The organism is Methylobacterium sp. J-068 (assembly GCF_022829445.1).
In the GTDB taxonomy this organism is placed as follows: domain Bacteria; phylum Pseudomonadota; class Alphaproteobacteria; order Rhizobiales; family Beijerinckiaceae; genus Methylobacterium.
In genome coordinates this window covers 58,804-85,504 of record NZ_JAKSXY010000061.1, presented here as the reverse complement: position 1 = coordinate 85,504, position 26,701 = coordinate 58,804, and the positions used below count along the sequence as shown (strand labels likewise).

The following is a 26,701-nucleotide window of genomic DNA, read 5'->3' as shown; positions in this document are numbered from 1 at the left end:
GGCCGGTTCAGTCGCGCTCGACGCAGAGGGCGACGCCCATGCCGCCGCCGATGCACAGGGTGGCGAGGCCGCGCTTGGCGTCGCGGCGCTTCAGCTCGTGCAGCAGGGTGACGAGGACGCGGGCGCCGGAGGCGCCGATGGGGTGGCCGATGGCGATGGCGCCGCCATTGACGTTCACCTTGGCCGTGTCCCAGCCCATGTCCTTGTTCACGGCGAGCGCCTGGGCGGCGAAGGCCTCGTTGGCCTCGATCAGGTCGAGGTCGGACGGCTTCCAGCCGGCCTTGTCGAGGGCCTTGCGCGAGGCCGGGATCGGGCCGGTCCCCATCACCTTGGGGTCGACGCCGGCCGTGGCCCAGGAGACGATGCGGGCCAGCGGCTTGATGCCCCGGCGCTCGGCTTCCGAGGCGGACATCAGGACGATGGCGGCGGCGCCGTCGTTCAGGCCCGAGGCGTTGGCGGCCGTCACGGTGCCGTCCTTCGAGAAGGCGGGCTTGAGCTTGGCCATCGCCTCGACGGTGGCGCCGTCGCGGATGTACTCGTCGGTGTCGACGATCACGTCGCCCTTGCGGCCCGACACCGTCACGGGGACGATCTCCTCCTTGAAGCGGCCCTCCCTGCGGGCGGCCTCGGCCTTGTTCTGCGAGGCGGTGGCGAACTCGTCCTGCTGCTCGCGGGTCAGCTGGAAGGCCTGCGCCACGTTCTCGGCCGTGGTGCCCATGTGGTAGCCGTTGAAGGCGTCCCAGAGACCGTCCTTGATCATGGTGTCGACGAGCTTCACGTCGCCCATCTTCTGGCCGCCGCGCAGGTACTGCGCGTGGGGGGAGAGCGACATGGATTCCTGGCCGCCGGCCACGATCACGGTGGCGTCGCCGTTGGCGATCTGCTGCATGCCGAGGGCGACCGTGCGCAGGCCCGAGCCGCAGACCTGGTTGACGCCCCAGGCGGTGGCCTTCTCGGGGATGCCGGCCTTGATCGCGGCCTGGCGGGCGGGGTTCTGGCCGGCGCCGGCGGTGAGCACCTGGCCGAAGATCACCTCGTCCACGTCGTCGGCCGGCACGCCGGCACGCTCGAGGGCGGCCTTGATCGCCACGGCGCCGAGGTCGTGCGCGGGCACGGTGTTGAACGCGCCGCCGAACGAGCCCACGGCGGTGCGCGCCGCGCCGACGATGACGATGTCTTCTGCTGCCATGGTGACGTTCTCCTCATTCCGGCCGGCGCTCCCTTGACGCTCTCCCCGAGGTCGAGCGTGGGCGCCTTTGTGCCGTTCCCTCGGATGAAAGCCGTGGACTCCGCGAAGTCAAGGCACCCGAAGGTCGTTTGCGGTCTCCCCCGTGACAGTGCGCGCGTCCTTGCGTGGTATTCCGCGGGATGGGCGATAAATTGCTGTTTTCGTCGGCACGCGAACGCCTTAAGGTGAACTTGTGCGCCGCGAGATCGGGCAACGGTCCTGGGCGTGGTCGACGAGATTGCGCGTGGGCAGGAACGTGTCGGGAGAGGCCCCCAGAGATGGCGGATAACGGTAAGTCCAATCACACCGTCATCAAGAAGTACGCCAACCGGCGCCTCTACCACACCGGGACGTCGACCTACGTCACCCTCGAGGACCTGGCGACGATGGTGCAGAACGGCGAGGACTTCCTCGTCTACGACGCGCGCTCGGGCGACGACATCACCCGCTCCGTGCTGACGCAGATCATCTTCGAGCAGGAGAACAAGGCGGGCGACGACAACCTGCTGCCGGTCGCCTTCCTGCGCCAGCTCATCCGCTTCTACGGCGACAGCATGCGCACCATGGTGCCGAGCTTCCTCGAATTCTCGATGGCGAACTTCGCCCGGGACCAGGAGGGTCTTCGCGAGAAGATGACCCAGAGCTTCGCCCCCACCGCGTTCCAGAGCGCGATGGAGGAGCAGGTCCGTGCCAACATGAGCTTCTTCGGCGATGCCATGAAGATGTTCACCACCTTCGGCACCGGCCCGCTCTCCGGCATGGGGACCCACCCGTCTCCCGCCGGCAAGTCAGGCGGCGTCCCGGCTCCGTCGCCGCAAGCTTCGGGCGGCAGCGACCTCGACGACCTCAAGCGCCAGATGGCCGAGATGCAGTCGCGGCTCGAGGACCTCGCCAAGAAGTAACCCTGTTCGGCGATCGCCTTCGGACGAAAGGTTGACGCCGGGTTAACGAACGCCAAATCTGATCCTGTGCGCCGTCCCGGGCGCCGGGATGAACGCGATGGAACGCCCGGAGGCGGACCCGACGACCGACGCGCAAGGCCTGAGCCGCCACGACCTCGTGGTGATCCCGGGTGGTGCCGTGTCCGGAACGCAGGGCCTGCGCCCGGTGCCGGCCCGTCCCCTGGCCGAGTTCCTCGCCCAGTTGCTCGTCAGCACCGAGTCCCGCTTGCGCCCATCGCGCACCGAGCGCACGCGCTCCGCCGCCGCCTGCTATGCCGAGGCCGCGCGCCGCGCCTGACCCCGTCGATCGCGCACGAAAAAAGCCGGGCTCGCGGGTGCGGGCTCGGCTCATCGTCGTATCGACAGGTGGTCGTGGCGCGGGCTCGCCCCGGGAGGGCGGCCTGACGCCCCAAAGAGGCTTACGCCTCGGCCGACTTCACCTTCAGGACCTGGCGGCCACGGTACATGCCGGTCTTCAGGTCGATGTGGTGCGGACGGCGCAGTTCGCCCGAATCCTTGTCGGTGACGTAGGTCGGGGCCTTGAGGGCGTCGGCGGAGCGGCGCATGCCGCGACGCGAGGGGGAGGTCTTTCGCTTCGGAACGGCCATGGGAGGATCCTGTCGATGGCAAAAAGGGCGCCTGGGCGGCTCCCCCGTTTCGGAAGGATCGCCTCGGCACCGTGTTCAAACGGAGATTCGAGGCCGGCCTTATACCCACGCGGCGGGGTCCTGGCTAGGGGGCCGTCGACAGATGGTCGCCCGGCGCGGCATCCGCCGTCGTCGCGTCGGGTCGTACGGGTTGCCCCGAAGTGAATGATCGGCAGACCACCCATCTGCTGGACAACGCGATGTTAAGCGGCGGTTCAACCGCGCCGCCCTAGTTCTCGTTGACTGGCGCGGCATCGCGATCGCGTCATCGACCCCGGGAGTTTCCCATGATGTCTTCCCTTCTGCGCACGATGGCCGTGCTGACCTGCCTCGCCGCCGCCCCCGCCCTCGCACAGGCCCCGAGCCCGGCGGCCCCCACCATGAAGCCCGCTCCGGCGATGCCGGCGCCGAGCAACCCGACGCCGCCCAAGGCGCCCACCGTCGAGAGCCCGGCCGCCGCCCAGAAGGCCGCCCTGGTCGACATCAACAGCGCCACCGCCGCCGAGCTCGACGCCCTTCCGGGCATCGGCGCGGCCCGCTCGGCCGCCATCATCAAGGGCCGCCCCTATCGGGGCAAGGACGAGCTTCTCTCCAAGAAGATCATCCCGCAGAACGCCTATGACGGCATCAAGGACCGGATCATCGCCAAGCAGAAGTGACGCCCGCGCGGCTCGTCTCGCTTGTCGGGACGGGGCATCGGGTGCTAGGGGCGCCGGCCGGATCCGATCGGCCCGGTGCCTCTGGCACCTTGTGTCGAGGCGCATTCCGACGACCCCCGTGTCCGGTTCGTCGGGCCGTGCCCGGGGTGCCCCGGACCGCACACGAAAACACCGATCCGTGGCCCGCCGTCGAAGACCCGAGCGCAGAACGCCTTCCATGCCGACCCATCCCGCCATCCGCCTGCATCGCGGCGACCTGCCGGCCGATTACGTCGCGGGTCCCGCCATCGCCATCGACACCGAGACGCTGGGGCTGAACCCGCATCGCGACCGGCTCTGCGTCGTGCAGATCTCGCGCGGCGACGGCAGCGCCGACGTGGTGCAGATCGTTCCCGACGCTCCCGCGCCCGAGACGCTGAAGCGCGTGCTGGCCGATCCGGCCACGCTCAAGATCTTCCACTTCGCGCGCTTCGATCTCGCGGTGCTGTTCCACGGCCTCGGCGTCATGCCCGCGCCGGTCTACTGCACCAAGGTCGCCTCGAAGCTGGCGCGCACCTATACCGACCGGCACGGCCTCAAGGACGTGGTGCGCGAACTCGTCGGCGTCGACCTCTCCAAGCAGCAGCAATCCTCCGACTGGGGCGCCGAGGCCCTGAGCCAGGCCCAGGTGGATTACGCGGCCTCCGACGTGCTCCATCTCCACGCCGCGCGCGCGCGGCTCGACGCGATGCTGGCCCGCGAAGGCCGCACCGACATCGCCCGGAGCTGCTTCGATTTCCTGCCGACCCGCGCGCGGCTCGACCTCGCCGGCTGGCCGGAGACCGACATCTTCGCCCATTCCTGACGGCGGGGGCGTCCGAGGCGGGATGCCCGCCGAGATGGACGGTCGTGCGCCGGCACACATCGCCCCCCGCGGTGGACGGGTCATTCCGGCAACCCTGCGACGGCCGGGCTTGATGCTTTCTCAAGCTTGCCGTCATAACTTCGCCACCGCCCCCGGTCATCCGGCGGTCGACCTGTCCCGGCGTGCGTCACGCACGCCATCGCGGCCGGGGCGCGATGTTGGGCGGGAATGCGCGAAGAAATCATGTACGTGGGCGCGGCCATCGAGACGGGGCAGTTGAGCGGAAGCCGCGCCGATGCGCGTCGGACGCGGGCCCATGCGCGCGCGCGCAGTCATAGCGCCCATGTCCGCACCCTGCGCCGCGTCATCCCGCTGGCCGCCGGCTCGGCGGTGCTCGCGCTCTTCGCCGTCACGCTGTTCAACCCCTTCGGCGCCGGGCTGCCGGACGTGTCGATCGGGCAGGTGAGCCTGTCGGGCAGCAAGGTGAAGATGGAGAATCCGCGCCTGTCCGGCTTCCGCAAGGGCGACCGGGGCTACGAGGTGACCGCCACCGCCGCCTTCCAGGACGTGCGCAAACCGAGCGTGATCGAGCTTCAGGCCATGAAGGGCCACCTCAACACCGACGACAAGGGCGGCTTGGTCCACCTCGAAGCCGCCACCGGAATCTTCGATTCGACCCGGGAATCCATGACGCTGGAGCGCGACATCCGCCTCTGGACCGACAAGGACGAGGAAGTCCGCCTGAAATCGGCGGCGGTCGATTTCAAGGCCGGCAGCGTCCGGTCGAGCGAGACCGTGGAGGTGACGGTCCCGAGCGGCACGATCGTGGCCGACACGCTCGAAGTCGTCGACAGCGGCCACGTCATCTCCTTCATCGGCAACGTCCGCACCGTCCTGCATGCGCGGGACAAGGCCGATTCGAACAGCTCCGCGCCCAAGGGGGAGGGAACCCCCGTCGCGGCCGCGAGCGAGGCGACCGCGCGCATCCGCACGACCTCGGCCCAGCCGGATGACGGGGAGCGCCGTCGGTGAGCCGTTTCGTGACGCGTGCGTGCCTCGGTCTCGCCGGCCTCGCGCTGGCCTGCCTGCTGGCGCCGGCCGCCGAGGCGCAGGTCGGGCCCGCCGTGGCTCCGCGCAAGGAGAAGGCGGCCTCCGGTCTCGGCAATCTCGGGGGTGGGGGCAAGGAGCCGATCAAGATCGACGCCGACCGGCTCGATGTCTTCGACCGCGAGAACAAGGCGATCTTCGCCGGCAACGTCGTGGCCGTGCAGGGCGACAGCACCATCCGCTGCTCCAGCATGACGGTGCGCTACAAGCGCGGCAAGGACAAGAAGGAGACCGCCGAGGGGGCGGAGACCGCAAGCCAGGCCGAGCGCGCCGCCGGCCTGAGCGAGAACGGCATCCAGCGCGTCGAGTGCGCCGGACCCGTCACGGTGGTCCAGAAGGATCAGGTCGCCACCGGCGACAACGCCGTGTTCGACCAGGAGGCCAAGCGCATCGTCGTCACCGGCAACGTGGTGCTGAGCCAGTGCCAGAACGTCACGCGCGGCTCGCGCCTCGTCTACGACATGAACACCGGCCGGGCGAATATGGACCCGGTGGCGGGCGGGCGCGTCTCGGCCCTGTTCGTGCCGCAGAAGGAGGACGGGGCCAAGGGCAAGGGCTGCGCGCAGCCGCCCGCCGCGGCCCGCGCGGCGGCCAAGCCCAATCCCGACAAGGCGAATCCCGACAAGCCTCCCGCCGACAAGATCCGGGCTCAGACGAATTGAGCGCCGCGCCCCCGGCGCCCGCCCTGGCGGAGCGCTCCTCCGAAGCCGCCGGTTCCGCGCGCGGGCCCTCCCTCCTGGGGCGCCTGTTCGGGCGCGCCCGGCGCCGGCGCGCGGCCGAGGCGGCGGCCATCGCGGAGGAGGGCGGCGGGCCCGGCATCCTGTGCGTGCGCGGCCTGCGCAAGAGCTACGGCGCCCGCACGGTGGTGCACGAGGCGGGCCTGACCGTCCGCAACGGCGAGGCCGTGGGCCTGCTCGGCCCCAACGGCGCGGGCAAGACCACGATCTTCTACATGATCACCGGCCTCGTCACGGCGGATCGCGGCACGATCACCCTCGACGGCCTGCCGATCACCCAGCTGCCGATGTATCAGCGCGCCCGCCTCGGCATCGGCTACCTGCCGCAGGAGGCCTCGATCTTCCGGGGCCTCACGGTGGAGGACAACATCCGCGCGGTGCTCGAAGTGGCCGAGCCCGACCGCAAGGAGCGCGCGCGCAAGCTCGAATCGCTGCTGGAGGAGTTCGACATCGCCCGCCTGCGCAAGTCGCCCTCCATCGCCCTGTCGGGGGGCGAGCGGCGGCGCTGCGAGATCGCGCGGGCGCTGGCCTCCTCGCCGAGCTTCATGCTCCTCGACGAGCCCTTCGCGGGCATCGACCCCATCGCGGTGGGCGACATCCAGGATCTGGTGAAGCACCTGAAGCAACGCGGCATAGGCGTGCTCATCACCGATCACAACGTGCGCGAGACCCTCGGGCTGATCGACCGGGCCTACATCGCGCATTCGGGGCGCATTCTCACGGAGGGTACGCCGGAGGAGATCGTCGCCAATCCCGAGGCGCGCCGGCTCTATCTCGGCGAGGATTTCCGGCTCTGACGCCTGAGCAGTTCGACGCGGGTAAAAAATCCGGGCCGTGGCGAGGCTGCCCCAACCTTCGCCCGGCCGCCGGCCTGCCCGAAATTCCTCATACACGACAAGCTTTTATTAGGGCCCGGCATGTGAGCCTGAGGCCCGTTCGGGTGATGTGCATCCGCGACGATCCGGCGACGTGCCTAAATTCCGGGCAAATCCGCGCCAACACGCTTTGACGCGCCGCCACGATGGCGCTAGACCTAGGAACAGCGAACAAGAAGCAAGATTTGTGCCGAGGTTCGGCCCATGGCGGCGTGCGCCGTCGGGCGGAGATGAGACTCAGCGTCGGGGCGACACCATGAGTTTGCTGCAACGGCTGGAAATGCGCCAGGGCCAGGCCCTGGTGATGACGCCTCAGCTTCTCCAGGCCATCAAGCTCCTTCAGCTTTCCCAACTCGACCTGGCGGCCTACGTCGATGCCGAGCTGGAGCGCAATCCGCTGCTGGAGCGGGCCGAGGGCGAGGCCGAGGTCGAGCGCACGCCCGGCGAGACGCCCTCCGAATCCTCGGTCGACCGGGCGGGGGACGGCGAGGGGGGCGAATTCGACGGCGACGAGCCCTGGATCGCGACCACCCTGACGGCCAGCGGCGCCGACATGGAGAGTGCCCTCGACACCCGCCTCGACAACGTCTTCTCCGACGAGAACCCGACCCATGCCCGCGAGGCGGCCTCCGGCGACATGCTCTCGCTGACGCCCGCGCCCTACGGCAACACCGGCGGCAGCTTCGACGGCGAGGCCCCCGATTTCGAGGCCAGCCTGACCTCGGAGATCTCCCTGCGGGAGCACCTGGGCGCCCAACTCGAACTCGCCACCCGCGATCCCATGGACCGCCTGATCGCGGGCTTCCTTATCGATGCCGTCGACGATGCCGGCTATCTGCGCGAATCCATCGACGACGTCGCCGAGCGCCTCGGCGCCTCCCTCGACCGGGTCGCCCGCGTGCTGAAGCTCGTGCAGAGCTTCGAGCCGGCCGGCATCGCCGCCCGGGACCTCGCCGAGTGCCTCGCGCTCCAATTGCGCGACCGCGACCGCTTCGACCCGGCCATGCAGGCCCTGGTCTCGCGTCTCGACCTCGTGGCCAAGCGCGATTTCGCCGCCCTGCGCCGCCTCTGCGGCGTCGACGACGAGGATCTCGTCGACATGCTGGCCGAACTGCGCCGGCTCGATCCGAAGCCCGGCCGGGCCTTCGGGAGCCGGGCCGTCGAGGTGCTGATCCCCGACGTGTTCGTGCGCGCCGCGCCCGACGGCTCCTGGCTCGTGGAGCTCAACGGCGAGGCGCTGCCGCGGGTGCTGGTCAACCAGAGCTACTATGCCCGCGTCTCGCGCGGCGCGGCGGCCGAGGGCGACAAGGCTTTCCTGTCGGAATGCCTGCAGACCGCCAACTGGCTCACCCGCAGCCTGGAGCAGCGGGCCCGCACCATCCTCAAGGTCGCCTCCGAGATCGTGCGCCAGCAGGACGCGTTCTTCCTGCACGGCGTGGCGCACCTGCGCCCGCTCAACCTGAAAACGGTGGCGGAGGCCATCGGCATGCACGAATCCACCGTCTCGCGGGTGACCTCGAACAAGTCGATCGGCACCAGCCGCGGCACGCTGGAGATGAAGTACTTCTTCACCGCCGCGATTCCGGGTGCCGCCGGTACGGCCTCGCACTCCTCCGAGGCCGTGCGCCATCGCATCAAGCAGCTCGTCGACGCCGAGGCCCCGAGCGACGTGCTCTCGGACGACGCCCTGGTGCAGAAACTGCGCGACGAGGGCATCGACATCGCGCGCCGCACGGTGGCGAAGTACCGGGAATCGCTGCGGATTCCCTCCTCGATCGAGCGTCGGCGCGAGCATTTCGCGTATGCGGGGCGCTGACGCGCGTCGTCGAAGAGCGGCCGGCGTGCCTCAGGTGAACCGGATGTGCCGGGCGGGCGCGGATTCCGCCTGGCCGTCGGCCGGAGATTCGACGATCCGCATGTCGATGCGCCCGGCCGCGTCGCGGAACACGTCGTAGGTCACCCGGTCGCTCACCGCGTTGCCCTCCCCGAAGATCAGGACCTTGGGCTTGCGGGCCATGACGTCCTCGATGCTTCCGAACGTCGAGGACGCGATGATGACCTCGTCGCCGACCTGACAGGTCCGCGCCGCTGCGCCGTTCAGGATGCAGCAGCGCGACCCGGCCTCGCCGTAGATGACGTAGGTGCTGATCCGCGCGCCCGACATCTTGTTCCAGATCTCGACGAATTCGAGGGGATCGAGCCCCGCCTCCCGGCACAGGTCCGCATCCAGGGTGATCGAGCCGTGATAGTTCAGGTCGGCGCCCGTCACCCGGATGCCGTGCAGCTTGGCACGAACGAAACTCTGCATCGCTCCGGTTCTCCCTCCGTCCGGCCGCTTCGGCCCGAGCCCCGAGTTCCAGGCGCCGGGGCCCGAGAATACGGCTCGACGGGCTTCATGGGTGAAGCGCGCTCCGGAAGGCAACCCCGGCTCGGCGCGATCCGGGACGGCGCGCACCGTCGTCATGCGCTTCGCGCGGGCCCCGCGCGGGCCGAGCGAGACCGTCCTCCGCTTCGATCGAGCGGAGGCCGGTCTCACGCCCTTGCGTTGACTTCTCCGAAGGAGGCTCCTTAACTCAAGAGGCTCCTGAAGCCAGGACGTATCCACAACGAAAACCGGAGGGATCATGGGGTCATTGCGCGTGACGGGCCACGGCCTGGACCTTGGCGAGGCCCTTCGGGGGCGGGTCGAGGAGCGAATGGCGGCCACCCTCTCGAAGTATCTCGACAGCCACATGAGCGGCACCTGCTCGGGTCACGTCACCCTGCGGCGGGACGGAACGGCCTACCGCACCGACTGCGTCCTCCACCTCGTCTCCGGCCTGACGCTGGAAGCCTCCGGCGCCGCGCACGACGCCCATGCGAGCTTCGAGCAGACGGCGGACCGCCTCGAGAAGCGCCTGCGCCGCTACAAGCACAAGCTCAAGGACCACGGCGCGGCCGGGCATGACGGTGCGACGGTCCAGGCGGCCTACGCGGTGTTCGCCGCCCCGAGCGAGGCCGAGGCGGACGAGCTCGACGACGAGCCGGAGGACGGCGAGGCGTCGCATCCGCCCGTGGTGGCCGAGAGCACCAAGACCCTGAAGCGCCATTCGGTGAGCGAGGCGGTCACCGCCCTCGATCTCACGGGCGCTCCGGTTCTCGTGTTCGTTCACGCTGGCACCGGACGCATCAACGTCGTATACCGCCGCACTGACGGGGCCATCGGCTGGGTCGATCCGGCCGAGGCGGCCTCGTAGCGCCGGTCGGGAACAGAGCCTGAACCTGGTCGATTGAGTCCGGAGGGCCGCCCTGGCGGCCCGAGATTTCATGGCGCGACGGCCGGGCTGGCCGTCGCCGACGGGGCGACGGTCCGACATGCCAGTGCTGGAATTCCTGTCTCCGGATTCCGTGGTGTCGTCCCTGCGCGCCCGTACCAAGAAGGCGATGCTGCAGGAACTCAGCATCCAGGCCGTGCGCCAGCTGCCGGCGCTCGACGAGCGCGAGGTCTTCGAGACCCTGCTGCAGCGCGAGCGCCTCGGCTCCACCGGCATCGGCGACGGCGTCGCGATTCCCCATGGCAAGCTGCCGGGTCTCGACCGGCTGTTCGGCCTCGTGGCCCGGCTGGAGAAGCCGCTGGATTTCGATGCCCTCGACGGGCAGCCGGTGGACATCGCCTTCCTGCTCCTCGCCCCCGAGGGGGCCGGCGCCGACCACCTCAAGGCCCTGGCTCAGGTCGCCCGCCTGCTGCGCGAGCCGGGCATCCTGGAGCGCATCCGTGCCGCCCGCGATGCCAGTGCGCTCTACGCGCTCCTGACCCACACCTCGGCCTCGCAGGCCGCGTGACCATGCGCTCCCCTGATCGCCTCGGGCCGCTCGCGATCGGATTCGCGCTTCTCGCCGGACCGGCGCTGGCGCAGACGCGCGGCGGCGACACGGCTTGCGCCCGCGACGTTCTGGTGGCGAGTTCGATGCAGCGCCAGGCCATCGACCAGCTCGAGCAGGCCGGCAGCGAGGCGGCCGACCAGTGCCGCGTCTGGCGCCGGCACGTGGAGACGATGCGCCGTGTGGCCAGCGTCTACGGCCGCTGCCTCTCCGGCGCCGAGCGCACCGACCGCCTGGCGCAGGTGCAGACGTCCGAGCGGGAATTCTCGGGCCTGATCCGGGGCCAGTGCAAGGGATTGTAGGCCGGGCCCGGTCTCCGACCGGCTATTCCTGGCCGCGCAGCAGCAGCGGTTCGGCGACCATCTTGATCGGCTTGCGGCGCCCGATCAGGATCGCGGCGCGGGAACGCTCGGGGTCGCTCTCGAAGCGGGTGCGGACCCAGGACACGAGGAACTTCAGGTATTCGGAGGCCAGCAACTTGGCCGAGGCCGGGCGCTGCCACCAGCGATCCGGGTCGAAGCCCTCCGCGATCACCGGATGGGGCACGATGCGGTCATCCCCCATCAGCGCGTGGTCGAGTTCCACCAGGGTGCGGGGCATGTGGTAGTTCGAGGTCACCACCGTGACCGTGCTGAAGCGGTGCTGGCGCATCCAGCGCCGGGTCTCGATGGCGTTGCCGATGGTGTTGCGCGCCCGGTAGTCGAGGTCCACGCAGCAATCGATCCAGTGGCGCTGGTTCGGGTTGAGCCGCGCGATCTCGTCGCGGCTCGTGCGTTCGTTGACGCCCGTGATGAGCAGGCGCCGGCCATAGCCGTTGGCCAGGAGATCGATGGCGTCCCCGATGCGCTGGGCGCCCCCGGTGAGGGCGACGATGCCGTCCGCGCGTCCGCTCGGCACGCGCTCGTCCCGCTCGAGGCAGGCGACGAAGGCCAGGAACCCGCAGAATAGGGCGGCCGCGCCGGTGGCGGCGAGTCCGAGGGTCGCCTTCGCGGTGATCCCGAAGGCATGAGCGCGCTTGGCATGAACGCACTCGGCATGAGCGCGCTCGACATGCGCGTCCCCGGCACGGACGCGGCGGACCGGCGGCGGGGCGACCGCGCGCGGGCCGGCGTCGGTCCAGGCCCATCCGAATGCCTCGGAGGGCCTCATGGTGCCGCTGGCTGACATCCGCCTCGTCATTCCCCCGTAAGATAGCCCCGATTGGGGCGTTCACGAGGCAAGTATTTCCGCTCCGAAAGGTTCACGAACGGTTAACGCCACCGCGACGGCCCCGGCCGCCGCCCGGCTCAGGCCAGGAAGCGCCGCACGGTCAGGCGCGAGACGATGCCGGTGACCACCGAGGCGATGACGCCGATGAGGAGCACGGCGGCGTAGCCGCGCCAGCCGATGTGGAAGGCGCCGAACAGGGCCTCGATCTCCTCGCCGGCCGGTCCCGAGCGCCAGTTGCGCGCCACCAGTCCGGCCAGTGCGAAGGCCGCGATGGCCGCGCCCGAGCCGATGATGCCGCCGCGCAGGCCGAGGCCGAAGAAGCGGCGCTGGAAGGCGCGGGCGATGAAGTCGTCGTTGGCGCCCACGAAGTGCAGCACCTCCACCACCTCGCGGTTGCCCGCCATGGCGCCCCGCGTGGCGAAGACCACCGCGAGGCCCGTCGCCACCAGCACGAGCACGACGATGCCGACGCCGACGCCCACGAAGGTGTTGGCCGCGGTGGAGAGGCGCCGCAGCCAGAGGGCGTGGTCGTCCAGGCTCGCGACGCCGGGCAAAGCCTCGGTGAGCGAACTCCGCAGGGGTTTCAGGTCCGGCGCGGTCTCGGCGAGCCTCAGGGTGACGAGGCGCGGCACGGGCAGGTCCGAGAGGTCGAGGCCGCTGCCGAGCCAGGGCTCGAGCAGGCGCTCGGCCTCCGTCTTCGAGAACACCCGCACGGAGGCGATGCCGGGGGTGGCCTTGGCCAGCCCCTCGGCGCGGGCGACGTCCGCGTCGATGTCGCGGCCGGGGCTCGGGCGGACTTGGATCGTCACCTCCTGCGCCACCGTGCCCTGCCACTGGACGGCGCTCGAGGCCACGATCTCGGCCGCCCCCGCGCAGAGGGCCGCCAGGAAGGTCAGGATGGCGATGACGGCGGCGAGCGCCCGGCTCGCCGCCGAATCGGTCGGCACCAGGGGGGCGTTGCGGCGCAGGGTCGGGGGCAGCGGCGCGCCGCGCGATTCCGGCGGCGCGGGCGGCTTGACCGGCGGCCGGTCGCCGGGCCGGGCGTCCGGCGCCCTGGCGGCCGGGGCGGAGGGGGTGTGGGTCTCGGTCGTCATGACTCGACCGTCAGGCGGCCGTCGCCGAGCACGAAGCGGCGCGCATCCACGAGGTCCATCAGGGCGAAGTCGTGCGTGGCGATGAGCACGGAGGTGCCGAGGCGGTTGAGTTCGATGAACAGGCGCAGCAGGCGCCGGCCGAGGCCGGGATCGACGTTGCCGGTGGGCTCGTCGGCCAGCAGCAGCTCCGGCCGGGCGATCAGGGCCCGGGCGATGGCGGCGCGCTGCTTCTCGCCGCCCGAGAGCAGGGGCGGCAGCACGTGCATGCGCTCGCCGAGGCCGACCCAGCGCAGCAATTCCACGACCTCGGCCCGGTAGCTCGTCTCCGAGCGGCCCTGGACGCGCAAGGGAAGCGCCACGTTCTCGTAGGTGGTGAGATGGTCGAGCAGGCGGAAATCCTGGAACACCACGCCCATGCGCCGGCGCAGGTTCGTAAGCGCCTCGCTGGAAATGCCGCTGACCTCCTCGCCGAAGACCGAGACGAGGCCGCGCGTCGGGCGCACGGAGAGGAGGATCAGGCGCAGCAGCGTGGTCTTGCCCGCGCCCGAAGGCCCGGTGAGGAACTGGAACGAGCGCGGCGCGATCTGGAAGCTGACGTCGCTCAGCACCTCCGGCCCGAGACCGTAGCGCATGCCGACGCTCTCGAACTGCACCACCGGTTCCTCGGCCCCGGTGAGGAGCGACTGCGTGTTCACCCGATCCGCCACGGTCCCTCCATCCTGCCCATCCGATCGCGCCGATCCCTGGATCGGGGCCGATCCTCGGATCGGGGCCGACCTTCGATCGGGGGCGCGCCTCGATCAAGGGCGCTCGCGATCGGAAGTGCCCGCTTCACGGATGGTTAACCGCGTTGCCCGAGAACCGTGTGAGTCTTTTTGCCCGAGCCGGCAACTGCCGATCGCGACCCGAGGCACCGATTGCCCATGCTGATCGTCTGCCCGTCCTGCGCCAGCGAATACCAGATCGACCTGGATCGCGTCGGCCCGGAAGGACGCTCGGTGCGCTGCGCCGCCTGCCGCGAGACCTGGTTCATCTCTCCCGACGAGGTCTCGGCCGCCCTGGAGGCCGAGATGACCGCCGCCATGATGGCGGCCTCGGAGGCGGGTCCCGACGCGGCGGAGAGCCGCGCCTCGGCACAGGCGGAGCTCGACGCGTGGGAGGCGGCCCTGGCCGCCGAGCCGGACCCGTCCCCGCCCGCCGAGGAACCGCCCCCGCCCGTCGCCAAGGCGAGGGCGCGGCCCGCCAGGCCAACGCCCGCCAAGCCGAAGCGCCGGGGCTTCGCCCTGGCCTCCCCCGGCGCGGCCCTCGGGCTCGCGGTGGTGGCCGGGCTTTGCCTCGCCGTCCTCGGCCGCGCCAGCGTGGTGCGGGCCATGCCCCAGAGCGCCGGGCTCTATGCCCGCCTGGGACTCCCGGTGAACCTGCGCGGCCTGGACCTTCGCGACGTCGTCGCCTTCCAGACCCCCGGCGAGGGCGCGCAGGGCCAGCTCGTGGTCGAGGGCGACCTCGTCGGCGTCGCCGCCGCCGGGGCCGAGGTCCCGCCGATCGAGGTCGAGGTGCGCGACGGCCGTGACCAGCCGCTCTACCGCTGGCGCATCGCCCCGCCGCGCGCCTCCCTGGAGCGGAGCGAGACCGCGCGCTTTCGCGCGAGCCTGTCGGCCCCGCCGGCGCAGGGGCGCTCGGTGCGGGTGCATTTTGCCGCCGCCGAGGCGGACGCGACCCTCGCGAAGGACGATGCCAGCCCGCGCCGCCCGTGATATGGAGCGAGGATGACGAGCCTTTCTCCGAACCCTTCCTCGAGCTCTTCCCGGCGGGTCCGCGTCCTCTTCGACGAAACCGCCATCGCCCGGCGCACCGAGGAACTCGCCGCCGCCATCGCGGCCGCCAACCCCGAGAACCTGCTCGTGGTGGCGGTGCTCAAGGGCAGCTTCATGTTCGCCGCCGACTTGCTGCGGGCCCTGCACCGCGTCGGGCTGGAGCCGCAGGCGGAGTTCGTCCACCTGTCGAGCTACCGCACCGCCACGGTCTCCTCGGGTCAGGTCGAGATCCTGCGCGACGTCGAGAGCGAGGTGCGCGGCCGCGACGTGCTCCTCATCGACGACATCCTCGAATCCGGCCGCACCATCGTGTTCGCCAAGGACCTGCTGATGGCGCGCGGCGCCAAGCGGGTGCTCACCGCCGTCCTGCTGGAGAAGCCCGGCAAGCGCGCCGTGACCATCGACGCGGATTTCGTCGGCTTCACCTGTCCCGACGTCTTCGTGGTCGGCTACGGCATGGATGTGGCGCACGCCTACCGGCAGCTGCCCTTCGTCGGCCTGGTCGATTACGACAGCCGCGAGCCCGATCTCTTCGGCGGCACCTGAGGGAAGCCCAGATCCGCCCTCCCGAAGGGATTAACCGGGTCTGGAATGAGACGTATTTCCATCGCGTTCGGAGCAATTCGAAACAAAACGGCAACTGAGGCCGTTGCTGTGTCCGGCGATCCCTTGACAGGTCGCGCCGGCGTTTGCGTGACTGAGCGCCCAGAACCGAGAGAGACACAGACGCGCGATGGCCCGCATCCTCCTGGTGGATGACGAAGAGACGGTGCGGGGCTTCCTCAAGCGAGGCCTCGAGATCGATGGCCATGCCGTGGTCACGGCCACCGACGGCAGCGACGGGCTCGACCGGCTGACCGAGGCGGACGGGGCGTTCGACCTCATGCTCACCGACATCCGGATGCCGCTGATGGACGGCATCGCCCTGGCGCTGGCGGCCAAGCGGGATTTTCCCGACCTCACCATCCTGCTGATGACGGGCTTCGCCGACCAGCGCGAGCGCGCGCGCGGCCTCGACGCCATCGTCACCGACGTCCTGACGAAGCCGTTCTCCCTGGCGGACCTGCGTTCCACGGTGAACCGGGCGCTCGCCGCCTGACGGCGCGCCGCATCCGCCGCCTCGATCGCGGCGTTCCGAGCATGGACGAGGTCCGCGCATGAAGGCCTGCCCCGACATCCTCTCCACCATCGGCAACACGCCGCTGATCCGCCTGGCGCGGGCCTCGGAGGCGACCGGCTGCACGATCCTGGGCAAGGCCGAGTTCCTGAATCCGGGCCTGTCGGTGAAGGACCGGGCGGCGCTCTTCATGGTGCGCGAGGCCGAGGCGCGGGGCGCCATCCGTCCCGGCGGCACCATCGTGGAGGGCACGGCCGGCAATACCGGGATCGGGCTGGCGCTCGTGGCCGCGGCGCGGGGCTACCGCACCGTCATCGTCATCCCCGAGACCCAATCGGCCGAGAAGAAGGAGACCCTGCGGCTCGCGGGCGCCCGTCTCGTCGAGGTTCCGGCGGTGCCCTTCTCCAACCCGAACAACTACGTCCATGCCGCCCGGCGGCTGGCGGCGCGCCTTGCCGAGACCGAGCCGGGCGGCGCCTTCTTCGCCGATCAGTTCGACAACGTCGCGAACCGGCAGGCCCACGTGGAGACCACGGGCCCCGAGATCCTGGCGGCGACGGACGGCCGGGTCGACGGCTTCATCTGCGCGGCGGGGACCGGGGGGACGCTGGCCGGCACCGCGCGGGCCCTGCGCGCGGCCAGACCCGAGGTGCGGATCGGCATCGCGGACCCGGACGGTTCGGCCCTCTACGCGCATTACACCACCGGCACCCTCAAGGCCGAGGGCTCCTCGATCACCGAGGGCATCGGCCAGGGGCGGATCACCCGCAACCTCGAAGGCTTCACGCCCGACCACGCCTACCGCATTCCCGACGCGGAGGCCCTCGACATCGTCTTCCGCCTGATGCGCGAGGAGGGCCTGAGCCTCGGCGGCTCCTCCGGCATCAACGTGGCGGGGGCGATCCGGCTGGCGCGGGAACTCGGGCCCGGCCACACCATCGTGACGATCCTGTGCGACGGCGCGGCCCGCTACGCCTCGAAGCTGTTCAATCCCGGCTTCCTGAAGGAGCGCGGCCTGCCGGTTCCGGACTGGCTGGGCGCCGCCTCCGACCCGCTGCCGGATTGGCGGGCCTGAGCGGTCGGGCCTCCGGCGCGCACGCACGCATCGCGACTGAAAAGAAACGTCGGATTCGGGGATTATGCCGCACGGACCGGTGAACGGAATCGCCGCGGCGACGTTTGTACGGTCAAGCTCAAGCAATTCCGGTTGGGCGCGTGACGGAGTTCCCATCCATGACCCTGACCACCATTCTCCTCATCGTCCTGATCCTGATCGTCCTCGGCGGCGGCAACTTCCTCGGTGGCGGCGCTTACCGCGGTCCGAGCTTCGGCCTCGGCGGCCTGCTCGTCATCATCCTGATCGTGCTGCTCCTGACGGGCCGAATCTGACGCGCCGCGTCAGGGCTGGCACGTGATCGCGACGACCGCGCCCGACAGGGTCGCGGCGGCCGCGCTGAGCGTGCCGGCCCCTTTAGGGAGCGCGCGCGCCTTCAGCCCCGCTTCCTCCAGTCCCGCCGTCTCCAGGACGGCGGCGACGATGCCGGCCGGCACGAGCCCGTAGCGCGCCGGCGGCACGATGCCCGCGACGAGGCGTGGGCTTGCCGGGAACGACGCGACGAGACCCACGAGCGCGCCCGAGCGATCGAGGACCGGCGCGCCGCCGGCACCCGGTTGCAGCGGTGCGCCGATGCGCTGGGGGCCATCCTCGGCTTCGCCCGGAGCGACGGCGACGCCACCCTCCGCATCCGCCCCGAGCACCAGCACCGCCTCGCCGGCCGTCAGCGCCGTCGCGCGGATCGCCGGCAGGACCGGAGCGTGGCCTGTGAGCGGCCCGGTCTCCAGCATGACCAGCTCGCCTCCGGCGCCCTTCGCCACCCGCGCGGGCGCACCCCCCACCGCCGGGGCGCGGCAGGAACCGAGCGCCGCCGCGCTGGTCAGCACGCGGCCGGGCGCCACGACGAGTCCGGTGGCGACGGGAACGGATTTTCGCGTCTGCGCGGGCAGCGGCGCCGGACCGGGCGAGGCCGGCGGGAACGGCACGAAGCTGTTGGCGATGGCGATGGCGAGCCGGTCGACCTCGCCGGCCAGGGCCTTGTCGTAGCCGAGGGCGATGCCGCGCAGGCCCGCCTCGCCGGCGGCGTAGCGGATGTACGACTTGCCCGTCCCGGTCTCGGCCGTGACGACCAGGAAGTCGGGCCGCAGGATCTTGTAGGTCACGCGCCGCTCCGGGCCCGGCGCGGTGATGCGGGCGAAGACCGCCTCGAGCCCGGTCTCGCCGGGCGGTTCGGATTTCGTCTCCAGGGTGATGCGCCCGTCCGCGCTCTGCCAGCGGGTGCCGCCGGGCTGGGGCAGGCGCTTCGGCAGGAGCCGTTCCGGCACCCCGAGCACGACGCCGCTGGCCGGGTCCGGCTTCACCGTGAAGCGGGCGGCGGCGCGGGCGGCCGCGCCCTCCTTCAGCAGGGCGGCGCGTCCGGCGGCATCCGGCAGTCCGGTTCCGCCGCTGCGCCTGGCGTAGGCCTGAAGCGCTTCGTAGCTGCGCCGGCCGAACGCCCCGTTGATCACGCTGTTGTAATCGCCGGTCCAGACCAGGGCGTCCTGCAGGCCCTTGCGCTCGGGCTCGGGCAGGGCCTCGAAGGCGATCCGGGCCGTCTCGTAGGCGGGGTCGGGCGCCGGCACGCTCGGCTTGACCTTGGCGGAGGGCTTCCCAGGCGCCGCCGGGAGGGGGGGCGCGGAGGGGAGGGAGGGCACGGAGGGCGTCTGCGCGAAGGCCGCTCCCGCCATCAGCCCCAGCATGAATCCGGTCCCACCCCGGATGATCCGACCGCCGCGCGTCATGGTGGATCGCATCTCCCCCGCGAGAACCCCTCACCTGTGACAGAGGCCGCCCCCGAATTCCAGGCCGTTGCGGCGCGGACGCGAAGTGCTACGGTCCCGCACCGGTGTCGACACGACGCGTCGGCGCCCGGACGGCGGAGTGGACACATGGCGGGATCGAGCGGACGCGGGCGCTGGGCGGCCCCTCTCCTGTACGCGCTGACCCTGACCGGAATGCTGGCCCCGCCCGCCCGGGCGCAAATCCAGCCGCCGGCCCCGGCCACGCGCGCCCTGGCCAAGGTCGTGCCCAAGGCTCAAGCCCCCAAGAGCTTCCAGCGCGAGGACCTCGCCAGCGACGGCGTGCGCCTCGAGGCGACCCTGAAGGGCGAGGCGGGCGGCGGCATCCCCAAATCCGCCGCCAAGGCGCGCGCCGAGGGCGAGGCCCTGGTCGAGGCCGAGAAGCCGGCCGAAGCCCTCAAGCCCCTGGGCCTCGCGGTCGCGGCCGAGCCCGCCGAGCCCGCGAACTGGCTCGCCTATGCGCGCGCCGCCAGCGCGGTCGGCAACGACGACCAGACCGGCGACTATGCCGGTCGGCTGCGCCTGCGCCGCAACGCGCGGGCCGCCGCCTACCAGGGCTACCTGCGGGCCGGCGGCGCGGTGGCGGAGGCCGGGGCGCTCGCCGTCCTCGGCGAGGTCTATGCCGCCGAATCCGAGTGGCGCCCGTCGCTGGAGGCCTATCGCGCCAGCCTCGGCCTGTCCGACGACGCGCAGGTGCGCGAGACCTACGAGGCCCTGCGCGCCGAGCACGGCTTCCGCATCCTGAATTACACCGTGGATTCCGATGCCGCCGCGCCGCGCGTCTGCTTCCAGTTCTCGGAGGCCCTGGCGCAGAAGGCCGATTTCACGCCCTTCGTGGCGGTCTCGGGCGCCGCCAACGCCGCCGTCACGGGCACCGGCCAGCAGATCTGCGTCGACGGCCTGAAGCACGGCGAGCGCTACGCCTTCGTGGTGCGCTCCGGCGTGCCGTCGAGCGCCGGGGAGACGCTCCTCAAGGCCTCCGACTACGAGGTCTATGTCCGGGACCGCTCGCCCCAGGTCCGCTTCACCGGGCGCAACTACGTCCTGCCCCGGACCGGTCAGGCCGGCGTGCCGCTCGTCTCGGTGAACGCGGCCAAAATCGACGTGGAGGTCCTGCGCGTCGGCGACCGGGGCCTGCTGCCCTCCTTGAGGGCCGAGGACTTCCTGTCCCAGCTCAACGGCGCCACGGCGCGGACCATCGCCGACCAGAAGGGCCAGCGCGTCTGGAAGGGCGTGCTCGACACGGCCAAGGCCGAGGTGAACCAGGAGGCCGTCACCGCCTTCCCGGTGCTCCAGGCCGTGGGCAAGCTGGAGCCCGGCATCTACATCATGCTGGCCCAACCCAGCGGGACCGCCGGCTCCGGGGACGAGGAGGGCGGCTATGACGCCCAGGCCACGCAATGGTTCGTGGTCTCGGACCTCGGGCTCACCGCCTTCAAGGGCCGCGACGGCGTCCACGTCTTCGCCCGCTCGCTGGCCTCCGCCGAGGTGGTGAGCGGTGCCGAGATCCGGCTGGTGGCGCGCAACAACGAGGTCCTGGCCACCGCCCGGACCGACCATCAGGGCCACGTCGCCTTCGCGCCTGGCCTCGCGCGCGGGGAGGGTGGGATCGCGCCCGGCCTCGTGGTGGCGCAGATCGGCGACGATTACGGCTTCCTCGACCTCAACCAATCCGCCTTCGACCTCACCGACCGCGGCGTGAAGGGACGGCCGCAGCCCGGCGCCGTCGAGGCCTACCTGTTCCCGGAGCGGGGCGTGTATCGCTCCGGCGAGACCGTGAACCTCACCGGGCTCCTTCGCGACGCGCAGGGGATCGCGGTGCCGGAGATCCCGCTGACCCTGGTGGTCAAGCGCCCGGACGGGGTCGAGTACCGCCGCGTGCAGGTGGCCGATGCGGGCCTCGGCGGGCGCGCCCTGGCGCTGCCCCTGATGCCGGGCGCCCAGCACGGCACCTGGCGGGTGGCCGCCTACACCGACCCGAAGGCGCCCGCGATCGGCGAGGCGAGCTTCCTCGTGGAGGATTACGTCCCCGAGCGCCTCGACGTGACGCTGTCGAGCCTGGCCCCGACCCTGGTCCGGGGGGCGCCCGCCACGATCGACGTCGCCGCGCGCTACCTCTACGGCGCGCCGGGCGCCGGGTTGGAGGTCTCCGGCACCGTGCTGGTGCAGCAGGCGGCGAGCAGCGGCATCAAGGGGCTGGAGGGTTTCTCGGTCGGCCTCGACGACGAGCGCGTGGAGGCTTCCTCGACGGAGATCGAGGCCCGCGCCACCACCGATGCGGCCGGCAAGGCCCGGCTCGTGGTGCCGGTGCAGGCGCTCGCCGCACCCCGCCCCACGGAGGCGAAGATCACCCTGCAGGTCGGCGAGCCGGGCGGGCGGGCGCTCAGCCGCAGCCTGACCCTGCCGATCCTTCCGGAAGGCCCCGTGCTCGCCATCCGCAAGGGGTTCTCGGGCGACCTGACGGAAGGGGGCGTGGCCGGCTTCGACGTGGTCATGGCCGCCCCGGACGGGCAGCGCCTGGCGCAGGGCGACGTGGCCTGGACGCTCCAGCGCGTCGAGAAGACCTATCAATGGTACCGCGAGGGCGGGCGCTGGTCCTATGAGCCCGTCACCAGCACCCGCCGCATCGCCGATGGCCGCCTCGACCTTGGGCCCGACGCGCCGGGCCGCGTCAGCGCCACGGTGAGCTACGGCACCTACCGGCTGGAGGCGAGCGTGCCCGGCCGGCCGGCCGCTACCGCGAGCGTGACCTTCACGGTGGGCTGGGGCGGCTCCGAGACGGCGGACGTGCCGGATCTCCTCGATCTGCGCCTCGACAAGGCGGCCTATGCGGCGGGCGAGACCCTGCGCGCCCGCCTGCAACCGAAGTTCAAGGGGCGGGCGACGCTGGCGGTCGTCAGCGATAAACTGCACGCGCTCCTCACCGTCGACGTCCCGGCCGATGGCGCCACCGTGGACATTCCCGTCAAGGCGGAATGGGGCTCGGGCGCCTACCTCGTCGCCACCGCCTACCGGCCCCTCGACCAGGCGGCCCGGCGCCTGCCCGGCCGGGCCCTCGGCGTGGCCTGGTTCGGGGTCGACCGGGACAGCCGCACCCTCGGCGTCACCCTCGAGGCGCCGGCCAAGGTTCGCCCGCGCGAGACCCTGACCCTGCCGATCCAGCTCGCCGGCCTGCGATCCGGCGAGGAGGCGCGGGTCAGCGTGGCGCTCGTCGATGTCGGCATCCTCAACCTTACCCGCTACGAGGCGCCCAACCCGTTCGGCTACTTCTTCGGCCAGAAGGCGCTCGGCCCCGAGATCCGCGACCTCTACGGATACCTCATCGACGGCATGCAGGGGACGCTCGGCGCCATCCGCTCCGGCGGCGACGGAGCTGCGGCCGAACTCGCCGACGCGCCCCCGACCCAGGCGCCGCTGGCGCTCTATTCCGGGCCCGTCACGGTCGGGCCGGACGGCAAGGCCAGCGTCAGCTTCCCCCTGCCGGCCTTCAACGGCACCGGCCGGGTCATGGTCACCGCCTGGAGCCGATCACGCGTGGGCGCGGCCCAGGCCGACGTGATCATCCGCGATCCCGTCGTGCTCACCGGCACCCTGCCGCGCTTCCTCAATGTCGGCGACCGCTCGCGCTTCTTCGTCGCCATCGACAACGTCGAGGGGCAGGCCGGCGATTACAGCGTGGACCTCGACCTGACGGGCTCCGTGCTGGTCGGCGCCGAGGCGTTGCATCGGACCCTGCGGCTGGAGGCGGGCGCCAAGGGCTCGCTGGTGATCCCCATCACCGCCGCCGGGCCCGGCCCGTCGCGGATCGACCTCACCCTCAGCGGCCCCGGCCTGCCCGAGGGCGTCGGGCAGAGTTTCTCCCTGACCATCGGTCCCGGCACCGGGGCGCTGGCGCGGCGCTCCGTGCAGTCCCTGGAGCCCGGAGCCTCCCTGAAGCTCTCGGACGAACTCCTGGCCGACATCCTGCCCGGCACCGGCACGGTCTCGCTCTCCGCCTCGAATCTCGCCGGCATCGACGTGCCGGCCCTGCTCCAGGCCCTCGACCGCTATCCCTACGGCTGCTCCGAGCAGACCGTGAGCCGGGCGATGCCGCTCCTCTACGTCAACCGCCTCGCGGCGCTGGACAAGCTCGGCCTCGACACACAAGCCGACGAGCGGGTGCGCCATGCGATCGAGCGCGTGCTGGCTCGCCAGAACGCGGCCGGCGATTTCGGCCTCTGGTCCACGGACGGGGCCAGCGACACCTGGCTCAACGCCTACGTCACCGACTTCCTGACCCGGGCCCGCGAGCGCGGCTTCGCCGTGCCCCAGACCGCCTTCGCCAACGCCCTCGACCGGCTGCGCAACGTGGTGGCCAACACCACGGAGGTGGGGGAGGGCGGCATGGACATCGCCTACGCGGCCTACGTGCTCGCCCGCAACGGCCGCCCGGTGATGGGCGACCTGCGCTACCTCGCCGACACCAAGCTCGCCGCCTTCGCGACGCCGCTGGCGCGCGGGCAGATCGCGGCGGCCCTGGCGCTGCTCGGCGACCGGGGCCGCGCGGCCAAGGCCTTCGCCTCGGCGCTCGCCGGCTTCAAGGAGGCCGCCTCCACGGGGACGGGCTACCGCGCCGATTACGGCTCGCGCCTGCGCGACGGTGCCGGCCTGCTGGCGCTCGCCGCCGAGACGGGGCTCGCCCGCGACAGCGTGCAGCCGCTCGGCGCCATCATCGCGGCCGAGCGCGCGAGCGGACGGCCGACCAGCACGCAGGAGGACGCCTGGATGGTGCTGGCGGCCGAGGGCCTGAGCGCGGAATCCGAGGCCCTGCGCTTCACCCTCGACGGCCGCCCCGAGAGCGGCGCCGTGGCGCGCAGCTATCGCGCGGCGGCGCTCGCGGCCAAGCCCGTCACCCTGGTGAATGCCGGCACCCAGCCCGTGCAGGCGGTGGTCAGCGTCAGCGGCAACCCGATCGCGCCGGAGCCGGCCGAGGCGCGCGGCTACACGATCGAGCGGCGCTATCACCGCCTCGACGGCAGCGCGGTCGACCTCGCGCAGGGGGTACGCCAGAACGACCGCCTCGTCGTGGTCCTCACCGTGACCGAGGCCAAGGCCAGCGCCGGGCGCCTCCTCCTCGTCGACCGGCTGCCCGCCGGCCTGGAGATCGACAACCCGAAGCTCCTCGATGCCGACGCCCTCAACGGCCTCGCCTTCGCCAAGTCGGACGTGGCCCCGGTCCATACGGAGTTCCGCGACGACCGCTTCGTGGCGGCCTACGAGCGCACCCCCGAGCAATCGGCCTTCTTCCGGGTCGCCTACACCGTCCGCGCGGTCTCGCCCGGCACCTACGTCCATCCGGCCGCCACCATCGAGGACATGTACCGGCCCGAGCGCTTCGGGCGCACGGGGTTCGGCGCCATGACGGTGAGCGCGAAGTAGGTGCGTGCGATGCCACCCGACCCTCCCCCCTCCGCGGGGGAGGGTGGCCCGCGAAGCGGGGCGGGCCGGGACGAAGCCCCGCAAGAGGGGCGCGCCTTTTCCGGAGAGGTCGCCCCCTCTCCCCGTCGCTCCGCGATCCCCCTCTCCCGCGGAGGGGGGTGGGTTCTTGCCGGCCTTCTGCTCATCCTCCTCGCCCCAGCGCTCGCCCTCTGGCGCTTCGTCGAGACGCTCCCGCCCCTCGACCTGACCCAGGCCGAGCTCCGCTCCCCCGTGGTGCTCGACCGGGACGGGCGTCTGCTGCGCCCCTTCGCGACCGCCGACGGGCGCTGGCGCCTGCCGGTTCAGGCATCCGGAGTCGACCCGCGCCTGCTGGCCATGCTCACGGCCTACGAGGACCGGCGCTTCGCCGCCCATCCGGGCATCGATCCGGCCGCCACCCTCCGGGCCGCGTGGCAATGGTTGGCTGCCGGGCGCATCGTCTCCGGCGGCTCGACCCTGTCGATGCAGGTGGCCCGCCTCGTGGAGCCCCGCGCCGAGCGCTCGCTGGCCGCCAAGCTGCGCCAGATGGTGCGGGCGGTGCAGCTGGAGCGGTGCCTCGGCAAGGACGGGGTGCTCGACCTCTACCTCGCGCTCGCCCCCTATGGCGGCCCGGTCGAGGGCCTGCGGGCGGCGAGCCTCGCCTATTTCGGCCGCGAGCCGGCGCGGCTGTCCTTCGCCGAGAGCGCGCTCCTCGTCGCCCTGCCGCAGGCCCCCGAGGCGCGGCGGCCGGACCGGTATCCCGCCGTGGCCCGCCGCGCCCGCGACCGGGTGCTGGACATCGCGGCGGCGCAGGGCGTCGTGACGGCGGCCGAGGCGGAGGCCGCCCGCGCGGAGCCGGTGCCGACCGTGCGAAAACCCTTCCCGATGCTGGCGGCCCACGCCGCCGAGGCCGCCCATGCCGCCGACCCGGCCGCGCGGATCCTCCGCCTCACCCTCGACGGACGCCTGCAGGCGAGCCTCGAGACCCTGGCCACGGAGCGCGCGGCCGCGCTGGGTCCGGGCCTCTCGGTGGCGATCCTGGCGCTCGACAACCGCACCGGCGCGGTGCTGGCCCAGGTCGGCAGTCCCGGCTACCTCGACGGCACCCGCGCCGGCGCCATCGACATGACGGGCGCGATCCGCTCGCCGGGCTCGGCCCTGAAGCCCTTCATCTACGCGCTCGCCTTCGAGACGGGGCTGGCCCATCCCGAGACGCAGCTCGACGACCGGCCGGTGCGCTTTTCCGGCTACGCGCCCGAGAATTTCGACCTCGGCTACCAGGGCACGGTGACGGCGCGGCGCGCCCTCCAGCTCTCCCTGAACGTGCCGGCGGTGGACCTGCTGGAGGCCGTCGGCCCCGCCCGCTTCATCGCGCGCCTGCGGGCGGCGGGCGCCCGCATCGAACTACCCCGCGACACCGCGCCGGGCCTGCCGGTCGCGCTCGGCGGCCTCGGTATCACGCTCACGGATCTGGCCCGCCTGTTCTCGGGGCTGGCCCGGCAGGGGCTGGTGCCGAACCTCGTGCGGCGCGTCGACGGAATCCGGGCCGAGCCGGCGCCGGAGGCGCGCGTCACCGAGCCGGTCGCCGCCTGGTACGTCGCCGATACCCTGCGGGGCGCGCCGCCGCCGGAGAATGCCCTGGCCGGCCGGATCGCCTACAAGACCGGCACCTCCTACGGCTACCGGGACGCCCTGGCGGTGGGCTTCGACCGGCGCGTGACCATCGCAGTCTGGGCCGGTCGGCCGGACGGCAACGCCGTGCCGGGGCTCGTCGGCCGGGTGGTCGCGGCCCCCATCCTGTTCGACGCCTTCGCGCGGTTCGGGGGCGAGCCCGATCCCGTGCCGATGCCGCGCGAGGCCCTGGTGACCACCACGGCCGGCCTGCCGCCGCCCCTGCGCCACATCCGGCGCGACATCCCCAAGACCCTGTCGGCGGCGCTCGGGGCCGCCCTGAAGATCGCCTACCCGCCAGACGGCGCCCGCATCGATCTCGGATTGTCGGATTCCGATCCCGCCCCGGCCGCGAGCCTCGCCCTGAAGGCGCTCGGCGGGGTGCCGCCCCTGACCTGGATGGTGGACGGCCTGCCGGTGGCGGGCAGCGCCCGGCGCCAGTCCGCCTGGGCTCCGGAGGGCGCCGGCTTCGCCCGCATCTCGGTGATGGACGCCACGGGGGCGAGCGACAGCGTCGTGGTGCGGATCGAGTGAGACCGTCTTCCGCTCGCTCGAAGCGGAGACGGTCT

25 protein-coding genes are annotated in these 26,701 nt (G+C 72.0%); 18 read left to right on the top strand and 7 right to left on the bottom strand.

The annotated features are described in order from the left end of the window. Nucleotides 1-7: 7 nt before the first annotated feature. Nucleotides 8-1,189, bottom strand: coding sequence for an acetyl-CoA C-acetyltransferase (locus tag MKK54_RS07810; RefSeq protein WP_244010221.1), 1,182 nt, complete (start codon nt 1,187-1,189; stop codon nt 8-10). A 317-nt stretch (nt 1,190-1,506) separates the two neighbouring features. Between MKK54_RS07810 and phaR the strand changes: the two genes are divergently transcribed. Both phaR and MKK54_RS07800 read left to right on the top strand, forming a co-directional pair. Continuing rightward, complete coding sequence (gene phaR, locus MKK54_RS07805; RefSeq protein WP_244010220.1) at nt 1,507-2,130, top strand: polyhydroxyalkanoate synthesis repressor PhaR; 624 nt, start codon at nt 1,507-1,509, stop codon at nt 2,128-2,130. A 97-nt stretch (nt 2,131-2,227) separates the two neighbouring features. Beyond that, a complete protein-coding gene (locus tag MKK54_RS07800; RefSeq protein ID WP_244010219.1) occupies nt 2,228-2,467 on the top strand; it encodes a hypothetical protein in 240 nt (79 codons plus the stop codon). A 121-nt stretch (nt 2,468-2,588) separates the two neighbouring features. Here MKK54_RS07800 and rpmF read toward each other — a convergent pair whose 3' ends face one another. Beyond that, complete coding sequence (gene rpmF / locus MKK54_RS07795) at nt 2,589-2,777, bottom strand: 50S ribosomal protein L32 (RefSeq protein ID WP_056187853.1); 189 nt, start codon at nt 2,775-2,777, stop codon at nt 2,589-2,591. Between the two features lie 326 nt (nt 2,778-3,103). Between rpmF and MKK54_RS07790 the strand changes: the two genes are divergently transcribed. The 6 genes from MKK54_RS07790 to rpoN all read left to right on the top strand — a co-directional run bounded on the left by MKK54_RS07790 (nt 3,104) and on the right by rpoN (nt 8,854). Next, the gene (locus tag MKK54_RS07790) at nt 3,104-3,475 is read left to right on the top strand and encodes a ComEA family DNA-binding protein (RefSeq protein WP_244010218.1); all 372 of its coding nucleotides are present in this window, start codon (nt 3,104-3,106) and stop codon (nt 3,473-3,475) included. Between the two features lie 217 nt (nt 3,476-3,692). Beyond that, the gene (locus MKK54_RS07785) at nt 3,693-4,319 is read left to right on the top strand and encodes a ribonuclease D (protein ID WP_244010217.1); all 627 of its coding nucleotides are present in this window, start codon (nt 3,693-3,695) and stop codon (nt 4,317-4,319) included. Between the two features lie 243 nt (nt 4,320-4,562). Continuing rightward, entirely contained in the window at nt 4,563-5,351 is a 789-nt protein-coding gene (locus tag MKK54_RS07780; protein ID WP_244010335.1) for a lipopolysaccharide-assembly, LptC-related protein, read from the top strand. Beyond that, nucleotides 5,348-6,088 carry an LptA/OstA family protein gene (locus tag MKK54_RS07775; protein WP_244010216.1) on the top strand — a complete coding sequence of 247 codons (741 nt, stop codon included), beginning with the start codon at nt 5,348-5,350 and terminating at the stop codon, nt 6,086-6,088. Before MKK54_RS07780 ends, MKK54_RS07775 begins: the two co-directional genes overlap by 4 nt. Beyond that, entirely contained in the window at nt 6,085-6,960 is an 876-nt protein-coding gene (gene lptB, locus MKK54_RS07770) for an LPS export ABC transporter ATP-binding protein (RefSeq protein ID WP_409564143.1), read from the top strand. The genes MKK54_RS07775 and lptB overlap by 4 nt, the downstream gene beginning before the upstream one ends. Nucleotides 6,961-7,294: 334 nt before the next feature. Further along, complete coding sequence (rpoN, locus tag MKK54_RS07765; RefSeq protein ID WP_244010215.1) at nt 7,295-8,854, top strand: RNA polymerase factor sigma-54; 1,560 nt, start codon at nt 7,295-7,297, stop codon at nt 8,852-8,854. Nucleotides 8,855-8,884: 30 nt separating this feature from the next. Here rpoN and panD read toward each other — a convergent pair whose 3' ends face one another. Continuing rightward, complete coding sequence (panD, locus tag MKK54_RS07760; protein ID WP_244010214.1) at nt 8,885-9,346, bottom strand: aspartate 1-decarboxylase; 462 nt, start codon at nt 9,344-9,346, stop codon at nt 8,885-8,887. A gap of 316 nt (nt 9,347-9,662) precedes the next feature. Between panD and hpf the strand changes: the two genes are divergently transcribed. The 3 genes from hpf (at nt 9,663) to MKK54_RS07745 (ending at nt 11,201) form a co-directional block, all read left to right on the top strand. After that, a complete protein-coding gene (gene hpf / locus MKK54_RS07755) occupies nt 9,663-10,274 on the top strand; it encodes a ribosome hibernation-promoting factor, HPF/YfiA family (RefSeq protein ID WP_244010213.1) in 612 nt (203 codons plus the stop codon). A gap of 118 nt (nt 10,275-10,392) precedes the next feature. Further along, a complete protein-coding gene (ptsN, locus tag MKK54_RS07750) occupies nt 10,393-10,860 on the top strand; it encodes a PTS IIA-like nitrogen regulatory protein PtsN (RefSeq protein WP_244010212.1) in 468 nt (155 codons plus the stop codon). A gap of 2 nt (nt 10,861-10,862) precedes the next feature. Beyond that, a complete protein-coding gene (locus MKK54_RS07745) occupies nt 10,863-11,201 on the top strand; it encodes a hypothetical protein (protein ID WP_244010211.1) in 339 nt (112 codons plus the stop codon). A gap of 22 nt (nt 11,202-11,223) precedes the next feature. On the opposite strand, the gene MKK54_RS07740 is transcribed toward MKK54_RS07745, so the two are convergent. The 3 genes from MKK54_RS07740 to ftsE all read right to left on the bottom strand — a co-directional run bounded on the left by MKK54_RS07740 (nt 11,224) and on the right by ftsE (nt 13,897). After that, nucleotides 11,224-12,066: a YdcF family protein gene (locus MKK54_RS07740; protein ID WP_244010210.1), complete on the bottom strand. Its 843-nt coding sequence runs from the start codon at nt 12,064-12,066 to the stop codon at nt 11,224-11,226. Nucleotides 12,067-12,185: 119 nt separating this feature from the next. Beyond that, nucleotides 12,186-13,202 carry a cell division protein FtsX gene (locus tag MKK54_RS07735; protein WP_244010209.1) on the bottom strand — a complete coding sequence of 339 codons (1,017 nt, stop codon included), beginning with the start codon at nt 13,200-13,202 and terminating at the stop codon, nt 12,186-12,188. After that, complete coding sequence (gene ftsE, locus MKK54_RS07730; protein ID WP_244010333.1) at nt 13,199-13,897, bottom strand: cell division ATP-binding protein FtsE; 699 nt, start codon at nt 13,895-13,897, stop codon at nt 13,199-13,201. Before ftsE ends, MKK54_RS07735 begins: the two co-directional genes overlap by 4 nt. A 228-nt stretch (nt 13,898-14,125) precedes the next feature. Between ftsE and MKK54_RS07725 the strand changes: the two genes are divergently transcribed. The 5 genes from MKK54_RS07725 (at nt 14,126) to MKK54_RS07705 (ending at nt 17,522) form a co-directional block, all read left to right on the top strand. Next, the gene (locus MKK54_RS07725) at nt 14,126-14,956 is read left to right on the top strand and encodes a zinc-ribbon domain-containing protein (RefSeq protein ID WP_244010208.1); all 831 of its coding nucleotides are present in this window, start codon (nt 14,126-14,128) and stop codon (nt 14,954-14,956) included. Between the two features lie 12 nt (nt 14,957-14,968). Continuing rightward, nucleotides 14,969-15,562 (top strand): hypoxanthine phosphoribosyltransferase, encoded by a 594-nt coding sequence (gene hpt, locus MKK54_RS07720; RefSeq protein ID WP_244010207.1) that lies wholly within the window; start codon nt 14,969-14,971, stop codon nt 15,560-15,562. Nucleotides 15,563-15,749: 187 nt separating this feature from the next. Beyond that, complete coding sequence (locus tag MKK54_RS07715) at nt 15,750-16,115, top strand: response regulator (protein WP_244010206.1); 366 nt, start codon at nt 15,750-15,752, stop codon at nt 16,113-16,115. A 58-nt stretch (nt 16,116-16,173) separates the two neighbouring features. Continuing rightward, nucleotides 16,174-17,208, top strand: coding sequence for a cysteine synthase A (locus tag MKK54_RS07710; RefSeq protein WP_244010205.1), 1,035 nt, complete (start codon nt 16,174-16,176; stop codon nt 17,206-17,208). A gap of 158 nt (nt 17,209-17,366) precedes the next feature. Continuing rightward, complete coding sequence (locus MKK54_RS07705) at nt 17,367-17,522, top strand: DUF3309 domain-containing protein (RefSeq protein WP_238276083.1); 156 nt, start codon at nt 17,367-17,369, stop codon at nt 17,520-17,522. Between the two features lie 9 nt (nt 17,523-17,531). Here the strand turns inward: MKK54_RS07705 and MKK54_RS07700 are convergent, their stop codons facing one another. Beyond that, nucleotides 17,532-18,968, bottom strand: a complete 1,437-nt coding sequence (locus tag MKK54_RS07700; protein WP_244010204.1) for a serine protease — start codon at nt 18,966-18,968, stop codon at nt 17,532-17,534. A 147-nt stretch (nt 18,969-19,115) separates the two neighbouring features. On the opposite strand from MKK54_RS07700, the gene MKK54_RS07695 reads away from it, so the two are divergent. Together MKK54_RS07695 and pbpC are read left to right on the top strand one after the other, a co-directional pair. Then, complete coding sequence (locus MKK54_RS07695; protein WP_244010203.1) at nt 19,116-24,443, top strand: alpha-2-macroglobulin family protein; 5,328 nt, start codon at nt 19,116-19,118, stop codon at nt 24,441-24,443. Nucleotides 24,444-24,452: 9 nt separating this feature from the next. Continuing rightward, nucleotides 24,453-26,666, top strand: a complete 2,214-nt coding sequence (gene pbpC / locus MKK54_RS07690) for a penicillin-binding protein 1C (RefSeq protein WP_244010202.1) — start codon at nt 24,453-24,455, stop codon at nt 26,664-26,666. The last annotated feature ends 35 nt before the right edge of the window (nt 26,667-26,701 follow it).

Coding starts and splice junctions, on each gene's coding strand:
- MKK54_RS07695 (WP_244010203.1), top strand. CDS start 19,116: ATGGCGGGATCGAGCGGACGCGGGCGCTGGGCGGCCCCTCTCCTGTAC.
- MKK54_RS07710 (WP_244010205.1), top strand. CDS start 16,174: ATGAAGGCCTGCCCCGACATCCTCTCCACCATCGGCAACACGCCGCTG.
- MKK54_RS07800 (WP_244010219.1), top strand. CDS start 2,228: ATGGAACGCCCGGAGGCGGACCCGACGACCGACGCGCAAGGCCTGAGC.
- MKK54_RS07725 (WP_244010208.1), top strand. CDS start 14,126: ATGCTGATCGTCTGCCCGTCCTGCGCCAGCGAATACCAGATCGACCTG.
- MKK54_RS07715 (WP_244010206.1), top strand. CDS start 15,750: ATGGCCCGCATCCTCCTGGTGGATGACGAAGAGACGGTGCGGGGCTTC.
- MKK54_RS07745 (WP_244010211.1), top strand. CDS start 10,863: ATGCGCTCCCCTGATCGCCTCGGGCCGCTCGCGATCGGATTCGCGCTT.
- pbpC (WP_244010202.1), top strand. CDS start 24,453: ATGCCACCCGACCCTCCCCCCTCCGCGGGGGAGGGTGGCCCGCGAAGC.
- MKK54_RS07700 (WP_244010204.1), bottom strand. CDS start 18,968: ATGACGCGCGGCGGTCGGATCATCCGGGGTGGGACCGGATTCATGCTG.
- MKK54_RS07780 (WP_244010335.1), top strand. CDS start 4,563: ATGTACGTGGGCGCGGCCATCGAGACGGGGCAGTTGAGCGGAAGCCGC.
- MKK54_RS07785 (WP_244010217.1), top strand. CDS start 3,693: ATGCCGACCCATCCCGCCATCCGCCTGCATCGCGGCGACCTGCCGGCC.
- hpt (WP_244010207.1), top strand. CDS start 14,969: ATGACGAGCCTTTCTCCGAACCCTTCCTCGAGCTCTTCCCGGCGGGTC.
- rpoN (WP_244010215.1), top strand. CDS start 7,295: ATGAGTTTGCTGCAACGGCTGGAAATGCGCCAGGGCCAGGCCCTGGTG.
- panD (WP_244010214.1), bottom strand. CDS start 9,346: ATGCAGAGTTTCGTTCGTGCCAAGCTGCACGGCATCCGGGTGACGGGC.
- ptsN (WP_244010212.1), top strand. CDS start 10,393: ATGCCAGTGCTGGAATTCCTGTCTCCGGATTCCGTGGTGTCGTCCCTG.
- hpf (WP_244010213.1), top strand. CDS start 9,663: ATGGGGTCATTGCGCGTGACGGGCCACGGCCTGGACCTTGGCGAGGCC.
- MKK54_RS07740 (WP_244010210.1), bottom strand. CDS start 12,066: ATGTCAGCCAGCGGCACCATGAGGCCCTCCGAGGCATTCGGATGGGCC.
- rpmF (WP_056187853.1), bottom strand. CDS start 2,777: ATGGCCGTTCCGAAGCGAAAGACCTCCCCCTCGCGTCGCGGCATGCGC.
- MKK54_RS07810 (WP_244010221.1), bottom strand. CDS start 1,189: ATGGCAGCAGAAGACATCGTCATCGTCGGCGCGGCGCGCACCGCCGTG.
- MKK54_RS07735 (WP_244010209.1), bottom strand. CDS start 13,202: ATGACGACCGAGACCCACACCCCCTCCGCCCCGGCCGCCAGGGCGCCG.
- MKK54_RS07790 (WP_244010218.1), top strand. CDS start 3,104: ATGATGTCTTCCCTTCTGCGCACGATGGCCGTGCTGACCTGCCTCGCC.
- phaR (WP_244010220.1), top strand. CDS start 1,507: ATGGCGGATAACGGTAAGTCCAATCACACCGTCATCAAGAAGTACGCC.
- MKK54_RS07705 (WP_238276083.1), top strand. CDS start 17,367: ATGACCCTGACCACCATTCTCCTCATCGTCCTGATCCTGATCGTCCTC.